The 18034-nt window shown below is 43.1% G+C and carries 17 protein-coding genes and 1 other RNA gene; 12 read left to right on the top strand and 6 right to left on the bottom strand.

The window, feature by feature from the left end; genetic code table 11:
- Positions 1–256 precede the first annotated feature (256 nt).
- Positions 257–853 carry a nucleotide exchange factor GrpE gene (gene grpE, locus R7P36_RS19300; RefSeq protein ID WP_021034134.1) on the bottom strand — a complete coding sequence of 199 codons (597 nt, stop codon included), beginning with the start codon at positions 851–853 and terminating at the stop codon, positions 257–259.
- 146 nt (positions 854–999) lie between these two features.
- On the opposite strand from grpE, the gene nadK reads away from it, so the two are divergent.
- From nadK to bamE, 5 genes are all read left to right on the top strand, one after another.
- A complete protein-coding gene (gene nadK, locus R7P36_RS19295; RefSeq protein ID WP_005381631.1) occupies positions 1000–1884 on the top strand; it encodes an NAD(+) kinase in 885 nt (294 codons plus the stop codon).
- A 265-nt stretch (positions 1885–2149) separates the two neighbouring features.
- Positions 2150–3340 (top strand): DUF3103 domain-containing protein, encoded by a 1191-nt coding sequence (locus R7P36_RS19290; RefSeq protein ID WP_213899787.1) that lies wholly within the window; start codon positions 2150–2152, stop codon positions 3338–3340.
- Positions 3341–3506: 166 nt separating this feature from the next.
- The gene (gene recN, locus R7P36_RS19285) at positions 3507–5171 is read left to right on the top strand and encodes a DNA repair protein RecN (protein ID WP_005383750.1); all 1665 of its coding nucleotides are present in this window, start codon (positions 3507–3509) and stop codon (positions 5169–5171) included.
- A gap of 21 nt (positions 5172–5192) precedes the next feature.
- Positions 5193–5675, top strand: coding sequence for a GNAT family N-acetyltransferase (locus tag R7P36_RS19280; RefSeq protein WP_086046555.1), 483 nt, complete (start codon positions 5193–5195; stop codon positions 5673–5675).
- A 242-nt stretch (positions 5676–5917) separates the two neighbouring features.
- Positions 5918–6277, top strand: a complete 360-nt coding sequence (gene bamE / locus R7P36_RS19275) for an outer membrane protein assembly factor BamE (protein ID WP_017820585.1) — start codon at positions 5918–5920, stop codon at positions 6275–6277.
- Between the two features lie 101 nt (positions 6278–6378).
- On the opposite strand, the gene R7P36_RS19270 is transcribed toward bamE, so the two are convergent.
- Entirely contained in the window at positions 6379–6738 is a 360-nt protein-coding gene (locus R7P36_RS19270) for an RnfH family protein (protein WP_064376794.1), read from the bottom strand.
- The gene (locus tag R7P36_RS19265; RefSeq protein WP_005381641.1) at positions 6728–7171 is read right to left on the bottom strand and encodes an SRPBCC family protein; all 444 of its coding nucleotides are present in this window, start codon (positions 7169–7171) and stop codon (positions 6728–6730) included. Before R7P36_RS19265 ends, R7P36_RS19270 begins: the two co-directional genes overlap by 11 nt.
- 119 nt (positions 7172–7290) lie before the next feature.
- Between R7P36_RS19265 and smpB the strand changes: the two genes are divergently transcribed.
- The 3 genes from smpB (at position 7291) to R7P36_RS19250 (ending at position 9223) form a co-directional block, all read left to right on the top strand.
- Positions 7291–7776, top strand: a complete 486-nt coding sequence (gene smpB / locus R7P36_RS19260) for an SsrA-binding protein SmpB (RefSeq protein WP_005381642.1) — start codon at positions 7291–7293, stop codon at positions 7774–7776.
- Between the two features lie 66 nt (positions 7777–7842).
- Positions 7843–8210, top strand: a transfer-messenger RNA (tmRNA) gene (gene ssrA / locus R7P36_RS19255).
- Positions 8211–8737: 527 nt separating this feature from the next.
- Positions 8738–9223, top strand: coding sequence for a DUF6795 domain-containing protein (locus tag R7P36_RS19250; RefSeq protein WP_047102125.1), 486 nt, complete (start codon positions 8738–8740; stop codon positions 9221–9223).
- 691 nt (positions 9224–9914) lie between these two features.
- Here R7P36_RS19250 and R7P36_RS19245 read toward each other — a convergent pair.
- Entirely contained in the window at positions 9915–10478 is a 564-nt protein-coding gene (locus R7P36_RS19245) for a porin family protein (RefSeq protein ID WP_005381668.1), read from the bottom strand.
- Between the two features lie 400 nt (positions 10479–10878).
- Between R7P36_RS19245 and R7P36_RS19240 the strand changes: the two genes are divergently transcribed.
- The 4 genes from R7P36_RS19240 (at position 10879) to R7P36_RS19225 (ending at position 15756) form a co-directional block, all read left to right on the top strand.
- A complete protein-coding gene (locus R7P36_RS19240; RefSeq protein ID WP_047102126.1) occupies positions 10879–11760 on the top strand; it encodes a LysR family transcriptional regulator in 882 nt (293 codons plus the stop codon).
- Between the two features lie 120 nt (positions 11761–11880).
- Positions 11881–13416, top strand: a complete 1536-nt coding sequence (locus R7P36_RS19235) for a bifunctional GNAT family N-acetyltransferase/carbon-nitrogen hydrolase family protein (RefSeq protein ID WP_047102129.1) — start codon at positions 11881–11883, stop codon at positions 13414–13416.
- Between the two features lie 204 nt (positions 13417–13620).
- On the top strand, positions 13621–14208 hold the full coding sequence (locus tag R7P36_RS19230) for a DedA family protein (protein ID WP_005381671.1): 588 nt from the start codon (positions 13621–13623) through the stop codon (positions 14206–14208).
- 180 nt (positions 14209–14388) lie between these two features.
- Complete coding sequence (locus R7P36_RS19225; RefSeq protein WP_017635705.1) at positions 14389–15756, top strand: Na+/H+ antiporter NhaC family protein; 1368 nt, start codon at positions 14389–14391, stop codon at positions 15754–15756.
- A gap of 74 nt (positions 15757–15830) precedes the next feature.
- Here the strand turns inward: R7P36_RS19225 and R7P36_RS19220 are convergent, their stop codons facing one another.
- Positions 15831–16670 (bottom strand): 3-keto-5-aminohexanoate cleavage protein, encoded by an 840-nt coding sequence (locus R7P36_RS19220; protein ID WP_151514548.1) that lies wholly within the window; start codon positions 16668–16670, stop codon positions 15831–15833.
- Positions 16661–17992, bottom strand: a complete 1332-nt coding sequence (locus R7P36_RS19215) for an aspartate aminotransferase family protein (RefSeq protein WP_213899786.1) — start codon at positions 17990–17992, stop codon at positions 16661–16663. Before R7P36_RS19215 ends, R7P36_RS19220 begins: the two co-directional genes overlap by 10 nt.
- Between the last annotated feature and the right edge of the window lie 42 nt (positions 17993–18034).

Genomic DNA, 18034 nt, shown 5'->3' with positions numbered 1-18034 from the left:
CATTCCTATGCAGAACAAATATTCACACAGCGAATGATTACAATCACTTATAGCCCTTTCCGTTAATAAACACGCAGCGAGATGAGAGAAAATCTCCTATAGGAAAATAATTAACCAATAGGAAAAAATATGAAGGGGATCAAATTTTCATTTATCGATATACAACGAAGTTCGATGCAGTCATTTATGTTTAAAACAAAAAAGCGCCCATCAAAAATGATGGGCGCTTTTATATTTAAAAAACAGGGAGTTAAAGTTACTTAGCAACCATTACCATTGCCGGACGAATCACACGACCGTTTAGTTCGTAACCTTTTTGCATAACAAACATAACAGTGTTTGATTCATGATCAGGGCTCTCCTGAATCGACATCGCTTGATGGAACTCTGGATTGAATGCTTCACCTTCAGGGTTGATTGCTTTCAAGCCAAATTTCGCGACAACGTCTACAAACGTTTTATGGGTTAGTTCAACGCCTTCTAGGAACGGCTTCACAGTTTCATTCTCTGTATCTGCCGCTTGAATTGCACGCTCTAGGTTATCAATAACAGGAAGCAGCTCTTCTGCAAACTTGTTCAACGCAAACTTACGTGCTTTATCGATCTCTTGCTCAGTGCGACGACGCATGTTTTCTACTTCAGCTTTAGAACGCAACACCGCATCTTGTTGCTCTTTTACTTTTGCCTCGCTAGACAATAGTGCCGCTTCTAGTTGAGCAATCTTAGCGTCTGTCTCATCACCAAGCTCTTCAAGCTCAGCTTCAACTTCTTGTGCTTCAGCTTCTACTTTTTCAGCCTCTTCGATGATTTGATCAAGCTCTTCTTCTGTAACTTTGTTTTCTTCGTTGCTCATGATATCTCCAGAATTCAACATAATGCCCTTAAAGCCATGCGCGTTTTTGCGGGCTTTAACCACATAAAAATTCGCATATTTAGGTGACTTGCCATTATTATGGGGATGAAGATTCCTGATTCAAGCCTCTTTAATGCGGAAATGCTATGAAAAATCCATGTAACGTGATCGCGATTATCGGAAAACCAAGAGATCAACAAGCAATTCAAACTCATAAAGAGTTGTACCAATGGTTGACCTCTGAGGGCTATAAAGTATTCATTGACGATCGCCTTGCCGCAATACTGGATGATATCCCACAGAGTCAGTTTGCTAGCTTAGTTGAACTAGGAAAAAATGCCGATCTAGCCATTGTGGTTGGTGGCGATGGCAACATGCTAGGTGCAGCAAGAATTTTATCCCGATTTGATGTACCAGTTATAGGCGTGAACCGCGGAAATTTGGGCTTCTTAACTGACTTGAACCCCGACGACTTCCAAGCGTCTCTGCAAGCGGTACTCGACGGTGAGTACATTGAAGAGGAGCGCTTTCTTTTAGAGGCGGAAGTACACCGCCACGGACAAATAAAGAGCCATAACGCTGCGCTAAACGAAGCCGTACTTCACCCAGGGCAAATTGCTCATATGATTGAATTTGAAGTGTATATTGATGAAAGCTTCGCCTTCTCTTTACGGGCCGACGGTTTGATTGTCTCCACTCCGACTGGCTCGACGGCATATTCACTTTCTGGCGGCGGCCCAATTCTTTCTCCTAGCTTGAATGCCATTTCACTCGTGCCAATGTTCCCTCATACATTGTCGAGTCGACCTTTGGTGGTTGATGGAAAACGTCGAATTAAATTGGTGGTATCACCAGAAAACCGTGGAACACAAGAAGTTAGCTGTGATGGACAAGTCTCACTTCCAGTTACCCCTGGCGACGAAATTCACATCTATCAAAGTCCAAATGTACTAAAGCTCATCCATCCAAAAGACTACAGCTACTATCACGTCTTACGGAATAAGCTTGGCTGGTCTAGTAAATTGTTCTAACACTTGTTACTCAGGGTAATAACTTCAATAAAAAAGCCAGCAGCTCAATTGCTACTGGCTTTTGGCTTTCTTAGACAAGAAATAGACACAAAGTAGTGAGGCGACACGATATTTGTCATCATTAAAGAGAAGCTTATAAATTTTGATCCTGTGGGCAAACTTTACACAAAAGATAGAAAAGCAAATTCAATGATCTATGTCCGGTGATATTCTCACCATGAATAGAGTATTAACTCTATTTCATACAATCAATAAAGGACATATTATGAAGAAAACCATCATTCTGTCTGTTCTCAGTACATTAGCACTTATTGGCTGCCAATCAGAGGAAACGCAAGTCAACAGTGTATCCAACGCAAAAGCGGAAGATATCACTAAGACGAAGCGTGCCCTAGCTCAACAATTGAGTGAGAACTATGCTGCCATTGAACCCATGTTGAGAAGAGATATTACTCCGCAACAGACTAACGTGTCTGTATCAGCATTTGTTAAGCAAAACCCTAACTCAGAGTTCAGCCGCCAGCTTGTACAAGCTGACACTCAAATTCGTAGCTGGAAAGGTATTTCTGAATACTCAGATCAGTTGTTAGAAGTTCGCTTGGCAAATGAAGCCATGATAACAGCATGGCAAAGTGGCGAGGTCGAGCCATTATTTGCGTTTGAACCAAGTGGTGATGATGAGAATTGGCAATACATCGAAGCATTTGATGTTTATGGCAACATCCATCAACTCGATGTTTACCAGCTCCCTGAGGCACCTGTACTTGTCGTTGATAACAATAGCTCTGCAGAGCTAAAAGCAGGCTTGCAAGCTATGCAAGCTGAGATGAAAAAACTCGGTCAACCAGCTTTAGTTCAACCATATATTGCTGATGAACAACGCCAAAATACACCGTTATTGTCAAGTAGCGCAGTGGGCGAAGCGGCTCCAATTCAAACCACGCAGTTGAAAAAGATCCGTCTAGCCGATGACAAAGAACCTTGGATCTCTGGCAAGGCAGAAATCTACGCTATCGTAACGGGCGTCAATCCAAGTCGTGATGAACCTACTCTCGATTTGGTGGAGCTTCCATACTTAGACTACGATAACCAAGATTACTATCCAAATCAGATCATTATTCACTGGTCTCGTTACCGCTGGGGTGCGGCAGACATTGTGCTCATGGAGCAAGATGACGGCACAGACTATAAACAATTGGCAAAACTCCTTGTTCAAGTTGCCGAAGAAGTATTGAAAGCGATTCCAGATCCAGAAGTTCAGGCTTACGCGATTATTCCGCAAATCACGAACAAGATCATCGACACTATCCCCGATGGTGTACTCACGAATGATGATGACTTCGTCGACGTTTACTACACTCTAATGCAAGATACTTCATACGTAGATCACCCAGGTGCAGGTGTGAATGCAGTCGTCACACTAGAACCACTAACGATTAACCCAACTCGTCCGTAACCTGTTCAATTTTAATGAGTCGTTGTAATCACATCGGCTCATTTTTCCCACTTCATCACAAAAAAACAGCCTACAAAGAAAATTTTCCTCACCTGACTTTACTGTATAAAGAAACAGTATATACTGTTCTCTTATACAGTATTGTTCGGTTATACAGGTAAATAAAATGCTGGCTCATCTAAGTGTTAATAATTTTGCGATTGTTAAGTCTTTACAACTCGAGCTTTCTAAGGGCATGACCACCATTACAGGTGAAACAGGCGCGGGTAAATCCATTGCTATCGATGCTTTAGGGCTCTGCTTAGGCGGACGAGCCGATGCCGGCATGGTGCGACAAGGTGAAGAGAAAACCGAAGTTAGCGCCGCTTTTTTATTGGACAACAACTTACATGCAACACGTTGGTTAGAAGATAACGATCTGCTAGATGGCAGTGAGTGTATTTTGCGTCGTATTATCACAAAAGAAGGCCGCTCAAGAGCCTTCATTAATGGCAGCCCTGTTCCACTATCACAACTCAAATCTCTAGGGCAGCTACTTATCAATATCCATGGGCAGCACGCTCATCATCAATTGATGAAAAGTGAGCACCAAATGGCCATGCTCGACCAATATGCTGGGCATTTAAACCTACTAAAAAGCACACGAAGTGCTTACCAGCATTGGCGTCAGGCAGACAATAACCTCAAGCAACTAAAAGAAAATAGCCAGCAAAACCAGGCGCAAAAACAATTGCTTGAATACCAAATCAAAGAACTAAATGAGTTATCGCTAGGTGAAGAAGAATTTGCAGAGCTCGAGCAAGAGCACAAACGACTATCCAACAGTGGTGAACTCGCCACTACCTGTCAGCAAGCCATCGAACTTATTTACGAAGGTGAAGAAGTCAATGCGCTTGGTATTTTGCAATCGGCCAATCACTCCCTAATTCAATTAGCCGAATTAGATGAAAAGCTATCTGAGCTACCTAACATGCTGTCAGAAGCGATGATTCAACTTGAAGAAACGAAGAATGAATTACGCAGCTACTTAGACGGCATCGATGTTGATCCAGCTCGTATGGCTTATGTAGAAGAACGTTTTTCTAAAGTGATGTCTGTAGCTCGTAAACACCACGTAATGCCAGAAGAACTCTACCAGCATCATCAAGATCTTCTGGCCCAAGTAGAAGCGTTAGATTGCTCCGATGAACGTTTAGATGAGCTTGCTCAAGAAGTAGAACACAAGTACCAAAGCTTTCTAACACAAGCAGAAAAACTGCACAAATCACGCAGCCGTTACGCAAAAGAACTGAACAAACTGATCACACAAAGCATGCACGAATTGAGCATGGAGAAAGCAGTATTCAGTATCGAAGTTAGCAATGACAACACGCACCCATCGCCGCTTGGCATGGACAGCGTGTGCTTCTTAGTATCGACCAACCCGGGACAACCATTACAACCTATAGCAAAAGTTGCGTCAGGCGGTGAGCTATCACGCATCTCTCTAGCGATCCAAGTGATCACCGCTCAGAAAGTAGATACACCAAGTTTAATCTTCGATGAAGTGGACGTAGGTATTAGTGGCCCAACAGCTGCCGTAGTGGGCAAAATGCTACGCAAGCTTGGCGAATCTACTCAGGTATTGTGTGTCACTCACCTCCCTCAAGTTGCCGGATGCGGCCATCAACAAATGTTTGTAGCTAAGCAAACCAAAGCAGGCCAAACCGAAACCCAAATGCACGCATTAGATGAACAACAACGTGTGGCAGAATTAGCTCGCTTACTTGGGGGTAGTCAAATAACCGACTCAACGTTGGCAAACGCAAAAGAACTGCTTATCGCCGCTTAATAAATCGACAAGGGATGAGAAATGGATATCAGAGCAATACACAAAACCAACTGCTTAGATCTCATCCCTATTTTTATTGAGTTAGAACATTACTACTTCAAAGAAAAAGCTTCATCAAAACACGATCTGGTCCATTATCTAAAGAACCAAGTTTTCTCTGAACATTCTGGCGTTCATATCATTGCGGTTTACGATAATGATGACGTCGTAGGCTTTGCATCTTATACCATCATGTTCCCTGCCCCAAAACTCTCAGGGCAGATGTACTTAAAAGATCTGTTCGTATCTTCGAAGGTTCGAGGAAAAGGGGTTGGTCTCAAGTTAATGAAGTATCTGGCATCTTTGGCGATCAAGTGTAGATGCCAAAGGTTGGACTGGACAGCTGAAAGTAGTAACCCTACCGCAGGTCAGTTTTACCGCTCAATTGGTGCAACACTAATTCATGAAAAAGAGTATTATCGTTTTTCAGGTGATGCATTACGCGAATTCGCCAAAACCGACTAACGAGTCACTAGGCTTTGCTCACCGCTGAAAGCGTCCATCACCCTACTTCCGATTGAAATTTGCTCTTCATCACCTAACTAATACGTCATGTGGTGACATTTACCGCCTAATATCGGTGAATAAATGCAACTCAACTCAAAATTCGTTGTCAGATTGTCTACCATACGACGCATAGCTTTTTACATCTGCGTCGAGCTTGTTTATTATCAGCGCAGTATTTTAAAGGTTACTAAGAAATTATTATGCAATTAAAGAAGTGGTTAGTTGCCGTACCATTAGCAATGACATTGCTGACAGGATGTTCGGTATTGGAAAGACTGGTTTATCGTATTGATATCAACCAAGGCAACTATGTAGAACAAAGTGCGGTTGATAAATTAAAGTTTGGGATGACTAAAGCACAGGTTCGCTTCGTATTAGGGTCGCCAATGCTTATTGAAAACGGCTATCCAAACACTTGGTATTACATCTATCATCATACTCCTGGCCATGGCGAACCAGTACAGAAAGATCTGATTGTAAACTTTAATGACCAAGGCACACTCGCAGACATCAGTGGTGACTTTCCAAAAAGTGACGCATTTTACGAGCAAATTCAGTAAACTGACTTTTGCAAAAAAACCTCCCGTTTGGGAGGTTTTTTATTATATAGAAATCACGTTAGTCAAACTTTGAGTAACTCACATGAGCTATTGGGTTTATATTAATCCTGCTTATTTTTACGTACAGTACTAGGCTTGCCACCGGTGACTGGGTCTGCACTTCCCTCGGCTTTAGCCTGCTCCGCCCTTTTACGGCGAATCTCTTTCGGATCGGCGAGTAACGGACGATAAATCTCTATTCGGTCTCGATCTCGAACGGTCGCATCCAACTTCACGTTACGACTAAACACACCCACTTTGTTCTTGGACAAATCAATTTCAGGGTACAACTCCAATACACCGGATTGTCGAATGATCTCTTCTACCGTTGCGTGATTATTTACCACTAAGTTAAATACACGCTGTTCATGAGGAAGAGCATAGACAACCTCAACGTGAATCATATCTGACTCAATACTCATAACACTCGTAGACCTGTTTTGCGCGTTTAGTAAATGCATTTACCATATTACTAGTAAGCTCGTTAAAAATCTTACCGAAGGCCATCTCAATCATTTTACTTGAGAATTCAAACTCAAGCTTTAGTTCAACCTTGCAAGCTTGCTCATCTAGCGCGGTAAAAATCCAACCACCACGCAACGTCTTAAACGGGCCATCCACCAAGTTCATCATAATTGCCTGACCGGGGATCAACTCATTTGAAGTCGTAAACGTTTTGCTGATTCCAGCCTTCGCCACATCGACAGAAGCCACCATACCATTCCCCGAAGACTCAATGATTCTAGAGCCCGAGCAACCAGGCAGAAATTCAGGGTATTTAGCAACATCATTAACCAGATTGAACATCTGTTCGGCGCTAAAAGACACAAGCGCAGAACGGCTGACTTGCTTCATACATACTCCTATCGATACATGTACAGATTTAAAGCTACTCGCCAATTTTACTTTTATTCCACGATTGCGCAAATAAAAGGATTTCCTATCCGATATCCAACCCGTATAATGACGCTATTATGGCAAAGAAAAAAACGAAACAAAAAGCGGGTAGCAATACTATCGCGCTGAATAAAAAAGCTCGCCACGAGTATTTCATCGATGATGAAATCGAAGCTGGCTTGGAGCTCCAAGGTTGGGAAGTGAAAGCCCTTCGCCAAGGTAAAGCCAATATTTCTGAAAGTTACGTATTTATGCGTGACGGTGAAGCCTTTGTGAGTGGCATGACAATCACTCCTTTAAATCAGGCATCGACACACGTTGTGGCGAATCCTACACGTGTGCGTAAACTACTAATGAGTCGTCGTGAGCTGGATAATCTATTCGGACGTGTAAACCGTGAAGGTATGACATTAACGGCCCTCTCACTGTACTGGTCTCGCTCTTGGGTGAAACTAAAAATTGGCGTAGCAAAAGGTAAAAAGCTGCACGATAAACGTACGGATCTAAAAGAAAAAGACTGGGCAAGAGAAAAAGCACGCGTAATGAAGAGCGCGCTGCGTTAATCTTGACCACTTAAACGCATAGTACTGGACAGCCAATGCTTTTCTGTTACTATGCGAATATTACCTGGGGCTGATTTAGGATTCGACGGGAATTCAGAAGTCTGAGGTGCATGCCGAGGTGCGGTAGGCCTCGTTAACAAACCGCAAAAAAATAGTCGCAAACGACGAAAACTACGCACTAGCAGCTTAATAACCTGCTAAGAGCTCTCTCGCCCTAGCTTCCGCACGTAAGACGGGGATCAACGAGGGATCAAACCCAAACGCGCTAGCCCGGATTCTCCCGCCTGAGAGATGAACGGCGAATTTTAATTCAGGCTAGTCATTCATTAGCGTGTCGGTTCGCAGGTGGGTGGCGAAATTAAAGATCGACTAAGCATGTAGTACCAATGATGAACGGTTTTCGGACGCGGGTTCAACTCCCGCCAGCTCCACCAAACGTTTGGAAAAGGCCACCTTCGGGTGGCCTTTTTTGTATCAACTAAAATAGTCTCTTTTTTCAAACATTCATGCTTTCTGAAATCTTACTACATAGATTACCGCATACCTTTGGCCCATGTAGGTTTACAAACTCGTTGAGTATTAATCAGTAAACAAGAAGTTCATAAGTACTAATCAAAAAGGCAGAGAGCATGGTACTAAAAGCCCTGCAACTTAAAAGTTTTCTGCTTACCTATCCTTTCTAAGAGATAACTAGATCTAAGTCTAAAGCCTATACTCATCTCCCTCGATGAATTGATTGATGCATTCATTGTTAGTCCCTACTCGCTTGTTTCATTACAACTCTATCGATGTAATGACTACAAATAGTAGTTACAAAAAATAATGTAACTCTAATTACAAAATTAACCTTAGATATTGAATAGAAACACAACATATATAGATTTTTAAATTTCAAAATGAAAGTATTGTTGTGAAAAATTAAGTTGCTGGAATTATTACCGTCATATTAGTGAGCATTGTAATGAATTTTGAAGAAAGTAAATTGAATGACGAACACGTTAATCAATACACACCGAAAATCAATGGTGTGTTAACAAAGAAAGGAAAACCACTTAGTAGCCTGAAGGTTAGCCTTAGTATTGGTTTAAGCACCTCAGGGAAATCAATAGACTTATCAACATTCACAGACAGTACTGGTCGCTTTGAATTTTCTCCAGTCTATGAAAATAAAAACATCATAAGCACTCCTCTTATTGAGCACTATGTAACTATTGTTTTAGTCGCAGAACTCAGTAATGATGAAAGTACTATTATTTGGGAAGGAAGCTTTGATGGTTATAAAATAGAGGATTACGTAAAAAATAACATGGCTAACCTTTCTTGTGACACTGAGAACCCTCTTAAGTACTTTGCTTTTTCAATTGATGATGAAGAAAACGATGACTACTACGTGAACAGTCAATGTAACTTATTTGGTTATATAGACTCTGACTTGTATGGAAATTAAATAATGCACTCATGATGCAACTCCAGTTCCTATGTCTCCTCTTTGGCCATTTACTCACGGTGGTATTGAGTATCGGCTAGATGGAAGTTCTGGCATCTACTTCTGCGCTCATGGACTAGGAAAAAAATCTGTTCCGGGTTATGTCAATACCGCTACAAGTAATGAGTGGTCGGCACTACAACCCAAATCTCAAGCTTACCTAGAACGCAACGTATTTCTTGACTTCAACAATAGATATAATGCTCGGATGACTGATGGTTGGGTAAGTAAAATAGTCTCTTCAACTTTGACTTTACTAAGAATTTCAGGTCTGGGTCATATAATACAACAGATGCGACCGTAGGCCTTACTGCTTGGGATCAACTAGCTAAAGCTATGGCGTACATTTCAAAACTAAAAAACGAGTATACAGAACACGTCCGCGGTATTTTAGGTCACATGAATGTAATGTCAGGTAGCGCAGCGATCGACCTATCGAGTATTACTTATAGAGTGATAAAACTTTGTTTTTCGAGACTAGTAAGAAGGTTAGACAGTCATGTTAGAAATGCTCTAAATATAGTAGCGTGACAGTAAAAGACACTAACAATTATTCTAAAAACCGCTCTATTATCCTCAACTAGATTGAGTTCAGAAAAAGCGAAGCTATTTAGGCTTCGCTTTTTATTAGGGCTTAGAGTTGTTAACAATATTAAAATCTATATTCCACACCTAGTGATGCTTGGTTAAAGTCTGTTTCCGTGTTTGCACCGTTCGCGACATTCTCCGCATTGAGTTCTACGTCGTACCACATATATTCTGCGTTAACTAAGAAGTTATCAGTAACTTTAAAACCAACACCGGCACCAGCGAATACACCTTCATCATCTTTGTTGCCTTGGAAGCCCGCAACGTTGTAATCCGTCGAGTACCACATTTGACCGCCTTTTGCGTAAAGGTCGACACGATCAGCAATGGGAGCGGTAACTTTTAGAGCCGCTGTATAGCCGTCCGTTTCGGCATTTGCTAGGTTATTACCATAGCTACCGAAATCAATGTAACCACCTTCCAACGCTAAGTAAGGATTAAAACGGTAACCAACTAAACCTTGAATAACATCGCTGTCATCATCAAAGTCATCTTGTCCATCAACTTTTAAGTAACCGTAGTTGGCGCCAACATATACACCATGATCGTTGGAGTCCGCAGCATGTGATAAAGTACTAAACGTTGCTAAAGAAAAAAGGCTAATCAAAGTAACAACATTGCTTTTCATTTCGTTCTCCTAATATAAGTTCCATTGAAGGTTCGAATAGTAAAGAGCAAATGCAATGCCAACTTTAAATTAATGAAAAATATATTTAATTTTATAGAATACTGACAATACTCTAAAGATCGCCGAACAAAAATAGAAAAAAAGAGCTGTCTGTTTACTTTATATAAACAATACTAAATTGAGGTTAATCGCTGATGTGAAAAAGATTCTTGTTAATTTGTAGATTTTTCAAAGAAATTAAATAAACATCTAAAATACTCTTGTAGATTAATCAGTCAAAAAAAATGCTTAGCTAGTTTTTATAAGAAAGGAAGCTAATCACACATACGTTGCATCTTACTTTGCTTCAAGCCGTGAATATTCTACTCTTTGCCTAAGCAGAGTTTAATGGAACTGAAGTATGTTAAAAGGCAGTGAATACCCTTCTATTCGAGCATTAAGGACGTTTGTCGCGGTCTCTAATTACCTCAGTTTCTCTAAAGCAGCGGATGCCCTATGTATTACGCAAAGCGCAGTAAGCAAACAAATCGCATCGCTGGAGCAATTGGTGGGTTTACCTTTAATACAAAGAGGGGCGAGTGGTATTGAGTTAACCGAAGAAGGCAAGCGTTATCTGCCGCAAGTCACAGAAGCTTTGGAGCTTATTCAGCATGCAACTGCCAACTTAATCCAGTCAGATTCAAAGCAAGAATTACTCACCGTGGACGTAACCCCTTCTTTTGCCAGTCTTTGGTTGATACCTAATATTGATGACTTCCACCAGCAACATCCTAACATCCGAGTAAGAGTCTGTACTGGGGATGGGAACGTCAAAGATTCGAGCAACGAAAGTGACTTACATATTCGCTGCCTTCCATTATCCACGCATTATGAATACAGCCACTTACTATGCGAAGAAATACTACTATTGGTCGGTTGTACTAACGCTCCTGCACTCAAGAATGTGCACGCTGTTAGCGACTATCCGCTGATACCTCAAATCACTCGTCCTCAGTTGTGGGAGCAATTTAAGGCGGCACATGCAGTAGAATCAACCGTTACCTATCACTCTGTAGGCTTTGAACATTTTTACCTAGCTTACGAAGCCGTCAAAATGGGAAAAGGACTCGCCTTACTTCCTGATTTTATGGCGCAGAATTCTATTTTAAGAGGGGATATCCAACATATTCTCAACCTAACTTTACAGAGTGGTTATGGTTATTACGTGATGATCCCGAATTATCGCCTATCGGCTAAGAAAGTGGCGGCGTTTTACGAATGGTTGAAGAGCAAACTAAGCTAATATTGTTTTCTTGAAATGCTTTTGGTAAACCAAAACAACTCAAAGACTTCAGTATCTGTCTGCTCCAAATTGTGGCATTCTCATTAACACTGTTTCAAAAGGATAAATGGATTGAAAGATATGGACAGCAATTCGCCCAAACTCTCATTACGTACCATTGAGCCAACGGATTACCCTGAGCTTGCAGAACTAATGGACTTAGTGTTTCCTGATGTTGGCGGCTCATGGCCACGGCTGACTATTATGGATCTCATTCATCAGTTTCCTGATGGCCAAATCTGTATTGAAGATAACGGCAAAATAGTCGGTGCAGCATTGACCATTAAAGTGGACTACAACCGCTTTTCTCTTCCTCATCTATATACCGACATCATTACCGAAAACAACGTCATACAGAATCAAGTAACCGGTGATGCAATGTATGGTCTCGATGTATTTGTCCACCCGGACTATCGAGGGCTACGTTTAGGTCGACGTTTGTATGATGCGCGTAAAGAGCTTTGCCGGAGTAAGAACTTCAAAGCAATTTTAGCCGGTGGCCGCATCCCGAATTACCACAAATATGCTGACGAATTGAGCGTGGCTGAATACATCGACAAGATAAAACGCCGTGAGCTTCACGATCCTATTTTGTCTTTTCAGCTTGCAAATGACTTCGATGTAAAGCGTATTATGCGTGGTTACTTGCCAGAGGATAGTGCTTCTAAAGGCTACGCAACTCTACTGGAGTGGGATAACTTTTTCTACGAAGAGGATATTCAATCCGTCCATGATGTAGAAAAAACGCTGATTCGTATTGGTGTTGTGCAGTGGCAAATGCGCGCCATGAATGACTTAGAGGACTTGCTCGATCAGGCTGAGTTCTTCATTTCTTCTCTTGCGAACTACAAAGCCGATTTCGCCCTATTCCCTGAATTCTTTAACGCGCCGCTGATGGGATTGCAAAACGACCAAAATTCCGTCGAAGCAATTCGCTTTTTGGCTAGCTTTACAGAAGAGATCAAAAACCGCTTCTCGCAAATGGCAGTCACCTACAACATCAACATTATTGCTGGCAGTATGCCCGTCATCGAAGATGGCAAGTTGTATAATGTGGCCTACTTACTGCAACGAGATGGTGAAATAAACGCTCAATATAAGATTCACATCACGCCCCATGAGCAAAAAGACTGGGTGATCGACGGTGGTGACAATGTTCAGGTGTTCGAAACCGATGCAGGCAAAGTCGGCATACTGATTTGTTATGACAGCGAGTTCCCAGAGTTGGGAAGAATGCTCGCCGAGCAAGGCGCACAAATTGTGTTCGTTCCTTTCTGGACAGACACAAAAAATGGCTACCAACGAGTACGAATCTGTTCCCAATCACGAGCCATCGAAAACGAATGCTACGTTGCAATTGGGGGCAGTGTCGGCAACTTACCTCGTGTTGATAATGTCGATATCCAGTACGCACAATCTGCCGTATTCTCACCGTCGGATATCTATTTCCCACACGATGCGACCTTGACAGAAGCAAGCGCCAACACCGAAATGATAATCTTCGCTGATGTTGATTTGACTAAGTTGAAACAGCTTAATACCGAAGGCTCTGTCACCAACTTACGTCATCGCCGCCTTGATTTGTATGGCGCATTCACCAAAGCCAAAGAGTCATAAGGATCTCCCTAATTCGCCGCTACCAAAGAGCGTGGCGGCGAGTAAAGCCAGCTGCAGGTTGATTCTGCGCAATTATCAGAGGCATGTCAGTTTTTCTCAACGGTGAGAAACAAGAATTGACCCAATAGGACATTCGGAGTATCACTCCAACTTCGTTCCGCTTTTATTAGGGGAAAGCTTTTGGAACATATTAACGAACTTCTCGTGTCAATGAAGCCTTTGCTTGAGCAATACGGCTACGTTGCGCTGATTGTCAGTATATTTCTAGAAGGGATAGGTATCCCGATGCCTGGTCAATCACTGATGATCGCGGCATCTTTGCTCTCGTCAGAACAAGTCATGAACCTAAGTATGGTAATGATGGTATCGTGGCTGAGCTGCTTTTTGGGTAATACCTGTGGTTACCTAATCGGCTATTACTTTGAAGGCTGGTTGGATAAAAAAGGCTACATTTCCGGCCCGAAGATGCAAACGCTTCAATTGACTATCCAGAAATACGGCCCTACGTGCTTGGTCGTCAGCCGCTTTATTGAAGGAATGAAGCAATTTATGCCTCTTGCATGCGGTATCGCGAAAATGCCACGTAGAGAGTTTTTGCTCGGTAACGCCCTCGCGGCGACGGTTTGGGTATTGGTATTCAGCTTGTTAACTCACTTTGCATTTGAACATTTAAGCGTGTTGAGCAACCTGTACACCGAATACAAATATCTGGTATGGGCATTTGCTGCTGTCTTATTTACGTGGATGGTTTTAGGTATTGTTAAACGCAAAAAAGCCAAATCAATGCAATAACGACAGTCTCTTCATTAGCGCATAACTAAAGCTCGTGGTATCAGTGAGATACGCAACACGAGCTTTTATCTTTTTCTTTACGTGTAAAATTTAAACAGCCATTTAGACGTCTAGACGTTGACAATGTAGAAATGTGATATTAGTCTGCTCTTCTCTCTTATCATTAACATTGTCGTTTACATGTCCGGTTCCCAACAAACTACTAAAACAGTTGCACCGTCTGCGGTCGCACTGATCCCATTAATTGTATTCCTTGCGCTATTTATTGGCGTAGGCACTTACTTATCTTTGCAAGGCGTGGAATTTGCCTTCTACCAGCTGCCTGCACCCATCGCGGTATTACCAGCCATCATCATTGCGTTTCTTTTAAGTAAAGAGAAACTTAACCGCTCAATCGAACACTTCATGCGTGGTGTTGGCCACCCAGACATCATCGCAATGTGTATGATCTATCTGCTTGCAGGTGCCTTTGCTGCGGTAGCAAAAGCCTCTGGTGGTGTTGATGCAACAGTGAACCTTGGTTTATCCGCTATTCCAACCAGCATGATTTTACCGGGCATTTTTCTGATTTCTGCTTTTATCGCAACAGCAATGGGGACTTCGATGGGTACCATCGCAGCCGTTGCCCCCGTAGCGTTGGGGATTGCTGAATCAGCAGGAATGAGCTTACCGTTAACCGCAGGCGTTGTGCTGAGCGGCGCTATGTTTGGTGATAACCTTTCTATCATCTCTGACACCACCATCGCGGCGACACGCTCTCAAGGTTGTGAGATGAAAGACAAGTTTAAAGAGAACATTCGTATTGCTTTACCTGCGGCGTTGATCGCGATTGCAGTGTTCGCTTTCAACAGTACCGCGACTCAAGTGCCTGAAACTGGCGATATTGAGTGGCTAAAAGTCTTGCCGTACATCACTATTTTGATCCTAGCGGTATCTGGTGTGAATGTGTTTGTGGTTCTGTCGATTGGCATTCTTTTGGCTGGCGGCGTGAGCTTGGCATCGATTGACAATTACGGACTAACTAATCTAGCCCAAGACGTATACAAAGGCTTTGGTAACATGCAAGAGATCTTCTTGTTATCCATGCTGATTGGTGGTTTGAGTGAACTGATGCGTCGCCAAGGTGGTCTTGCTTTTCTAACAAATTTCGTTAGTAGCCTTATCCACGCGTTTGGCTCTAGTCACTCTAAACATGCGAACAGTCGTGCAAGCGAGCTAGGTATTGCAGGTTTGGTATCAATGGTCAATGGCTGTACGGCAAACAACACCGTAGCCATCATTGTATCGGGCAGCGTTGCTCGCCAACTGGCGGAAGAGAATAATGTCTCTCCTCGCCGCTCAGCAAGCTTGTTAGACATTTTCTCATGCGTGGTGCAAGGCGTGTTGCCTTACGGTGCTCAAGTACTGCTGCTAGGTTCCGTATTCAACCTATCGCCACTTGAAGTAGTTGCCAATTCTTACTACTGTTTTGCATTAGCGATAGCGGCTGTTGTCGCGGTGTTTATCAAACATCCCGCTCGTCAACCTGTAGCGCAAACTGAGAACTAACGACAAATACCGAAAAGGCTCCGATGGAGCCTTTTTACTTTCCTTTCTTCTTTTTTTCTTTTCCGCGAGCAGATTTACTTCAAAGCTGAACGCAAACTTTGCGCACTGTGTAAAGGAATCGCAAAGCGATGCGCCACATCGCGTAGAGCTTCCACCTGAGCCGCGTTACTGATTGCTAATTCGCCTGCCACATCGACGTGGTTATTCTCAAACCCCACTCTCACATCGAATCCAAGTAACATCGCACTCGCTAAACAGTCTTGCTCTCGCGCGCCAAAAGCACAAATGGCACATCGAATTTCTTCCTCGACAAAATGCGCCAAATTCAAACCTCGTAAATCCCATGGCGAAGACTGTTGAGCTTGGTGATAACGCCCTAACACCACTAATGCATGCTGATACGTTTTAGGTAACACGCCCGCATCACGCAGTTGGAAATAACGTTCAATGTCGGTTGCATCGTAGAGAATAATTTGGCTCACGATGTTGTTTTCTGCCACCCAATGGAAAAAGGCATGCCCTTCTTTCTCACTTGCTCGATCAGGGATGAACTCCCTCAATGCGAAAGAAGCCGCTTCTGGTTTCACAGCTTTAACTAACGCCATCTGTTGTGGCGGAGAATACAAGCCCACCGCCTCTGTGGTGAGCTGTACCATCATGTTTTGTCCCACCGCTTCTTTCACGGCATAGTAAATTGCCATGTTGTCGTCGATGTCTAATGAATGACGTCCGTTGGCGTCTCTAGCATGTAAATGGATCATGGCAGCCCCTGCCGTTTGACAAGCGATAGCCTCTGCAACCAGTTCGTCTTTTGTCATGGGTAAGCTGGCGTGATCGTGCTTAGTTTTTCTTGCACCGTTTGGGGCCACGATAATAGCGATAGGCTCTCGTATACATCGATTTTCTAATTCCATTCCTTCGCTACCTCTTTTAGCGTTAATGAGAGTTTGCCAACTAGCTCATCAATATGGTGAGGCTGAATAATGAATGGCGGTGCAAGCAAGATATGGTGCCCATTAACGCCATCAATCGTTCCTCCCATTGGGTAGCACATTAAGCCATTTTCCATTGCTTGCTGTTTGATGCGTTTGTCTGCCAATGTGGCTTTACTCAGAGGCGCCTTGCTTTCTTTATCCGCCACCAGCTCAATGCCAAAAAATAAGCCTTTACCACGAATGTCGCCAATGTACGGTAAATGGGCCAATTCAGAAGTAAGCTCATTACGCAGCAAAGCACTTTGCTGATTCACCGCCGTTAATAAATCATCTTGGAAGATGGTTTGAATGGTTGCCACGGCAGCAGCGCACGCCACAGGGTGCGCCATAAAGGTATGGCCATGTTGGAAAAAACCGCTTCCACCGGCAATAGCTTGGTAGACTCGATCATTCGCAACCACCGCGCCAATAGGTTGATAACCCGCACCAAGCCCTTTAGCCATACACACCAGATCGGGGTCTGCCTCTTCTTGCTCAAACGCAAAAAAACTACCACTGCGTCCAACGCCACACATGACTTCATCCAAGATCAATAACACATCGTATTGGTCGCATATTTCGCGAATACGCTTGAAATAACCTTGTGTGGCAGGCACAGCTCCAGCGGTGGCTCCCACAATGGGCTCGGCGACAAAAGCCATGACATTATCAGCCCCCAACTCAAGAATTTTTGCCTCTAGCTCATTCGCCGCTCGCAATGAGTAATCCAATTCCGACTCATGACTCTGCTGATAACGATAAGCATAGCAAGGGGCGATATGATGGCTCGGGTGTAAGATGGGTTTGAACGGTTCACGTCGCCATTCATTACCTCCGACAGCCAAAGCCCCCAAGGTATTACCGTGATAACTTTGCTGACGCGCGATGAATTGCTTTTTCTCTGGCTTACCTGATTCCACGAAATACTGCCGCGCCATTTTTAGTGCCGACTCCACCGCTTCTGATCCTCCACTGACTAAATACACATGGTTGAACTGTTCAGGCATGTACTGACAAATCAATTCTGCTAGGCGCTCACTGTTGTCACTAGTAAAAAATCCAGTATGAGCAAATGGCACTCGCTCGATCTGTTCCAACATGGCTTTTTTAACGGCGTGATGACTGTGGCCAAGGTTTGATACCGCAGCACCACCACAAGCATCGAGATACTGCTTTCCATGCTTATCGAATAGATAAACACCTTCACCTCTATCGATGATTGGTAGCGTGGCATGGCAATGACGGTGAAATACGTAAGACATTTGAGTCCCTTCCAATGTGTAATACTTGCACACATCATCAGG

The sequence above is a fragment of the Vibrio sp. 397 genome (assembly GCF_033339395.1).
Classification (GTDB): domain Bacteria; phylum Pseudomonadota; class Gammaproteobacteria; order Enterobacterales; family Vibrionaceae; genus Vibrio; species Vibrio alginolyticus.
This window is presented reverse-complemented; position numbering and strand designations above follow the sequence as displayed.

Coding starts and splice junctions, on each gene's coding strand:
- grpE (WP_021034134.1), bottom strand. CDS start 853: ATGAGCAACGAAGAAAACAAAGTTACAGAAGAAGAGCTTGATCAAATC.
- nadK (WP_005381631.1), top strand. CDS start 1,000: ATGAAAAATCCATGTAACGTGATCGCGATTATCGGAAAACCAAGAGAT.
- R7P36_RS19290 (WP_213899787.1), top strand. CDS start 2,150: ATGAAGAAAACCATCATTCTGTCTGTTCTCAGTACATTAGCACTTATT.
- recN (WP_005383750.1), top strand. CDS start 3,507: ATGCTGGCTCATCTAAGTGTTAATAATTTTGCGATTGTTAAGTCTTTA.
- R7P36_RS19280 (WP_086046555.1), top strand. CDS start 5,193: ATGGATATCAGAGCAATACACAAAACCAACTGCTTAGATCTCATCCCT.
- bamE (WP_017820585.1), top strand. CDS start 5,918: ATGCAATTAAAGAAGTGGTTAGTTGCCGTACCATTAGCAATGACATTG.
- R7P36_RS19270 (WP_064376794.1), bottom strand. CDS start 6,738: ATGAGTATTGAGTCAGATATGATTCACGTTGAGGTTGTCTATGCTCTT.
- R7P36_RS19265 (WP_005381641.1), bottom strand. CDS start 7,171: ATGAAGCAAGTCAGCCGTTCTGCGCTTGTGTCTTTTAGCGCCGAACAG.
- smpB (WP_005381642.1), top strand. CDS start 7,291: ATGGCAAAGAAAAAAACGAAACAAAAAGCGGGTAGCAATACTATCGCG.
- R7P36_RS19250 (WP_047102125.1), top strand. CDS start 8,738: ATGAATTTTGAAGAAAGTAAATTGAATGACGAACACGTTAATCAATAC.
- R7P36_RS19245 (WP_005381668.1), bottom strand. CDS start 10,478: ATGAAAAGCAATGTTGTTACTTTGATTAGCCTTTTTTCTTTAGCAACG.
- R7P36_RS19240 (WP_047102126.1), top strand. CDS start 10,879: ATGTTAAAAGGCAGTGAATACCCTTCTATTCGAGCATTAAGGACGTTT.
- R7P36_RS19235 (WP_047102129.1), top strand. CDS start 11,881: ATGGACAGCAATTCGCCCAAACTCTCATTACGTACCATTGAGCCAACG.
- R7P36_RS19225 (WP_017635705.1), top strand. CDS start 14,389: ATGTCCGGTTCCCAACAAACTACTAAAACAGTTGCACCGTCTGCGGTC.
- R7P36_RS19220 (WP_151514548.1), bottom strand. CDS start 16,670: ATGGAATTAGAAAATCGATGTATACGAGAGCCTATCGCTATTATCGTG.
- R7P36_RS19215 (WP_213899786.1), bottom strand. CDS start 17,992: ATGTCTTACGTATTTCACCGTCATTGCCATGCCACGCTACCAATCATC.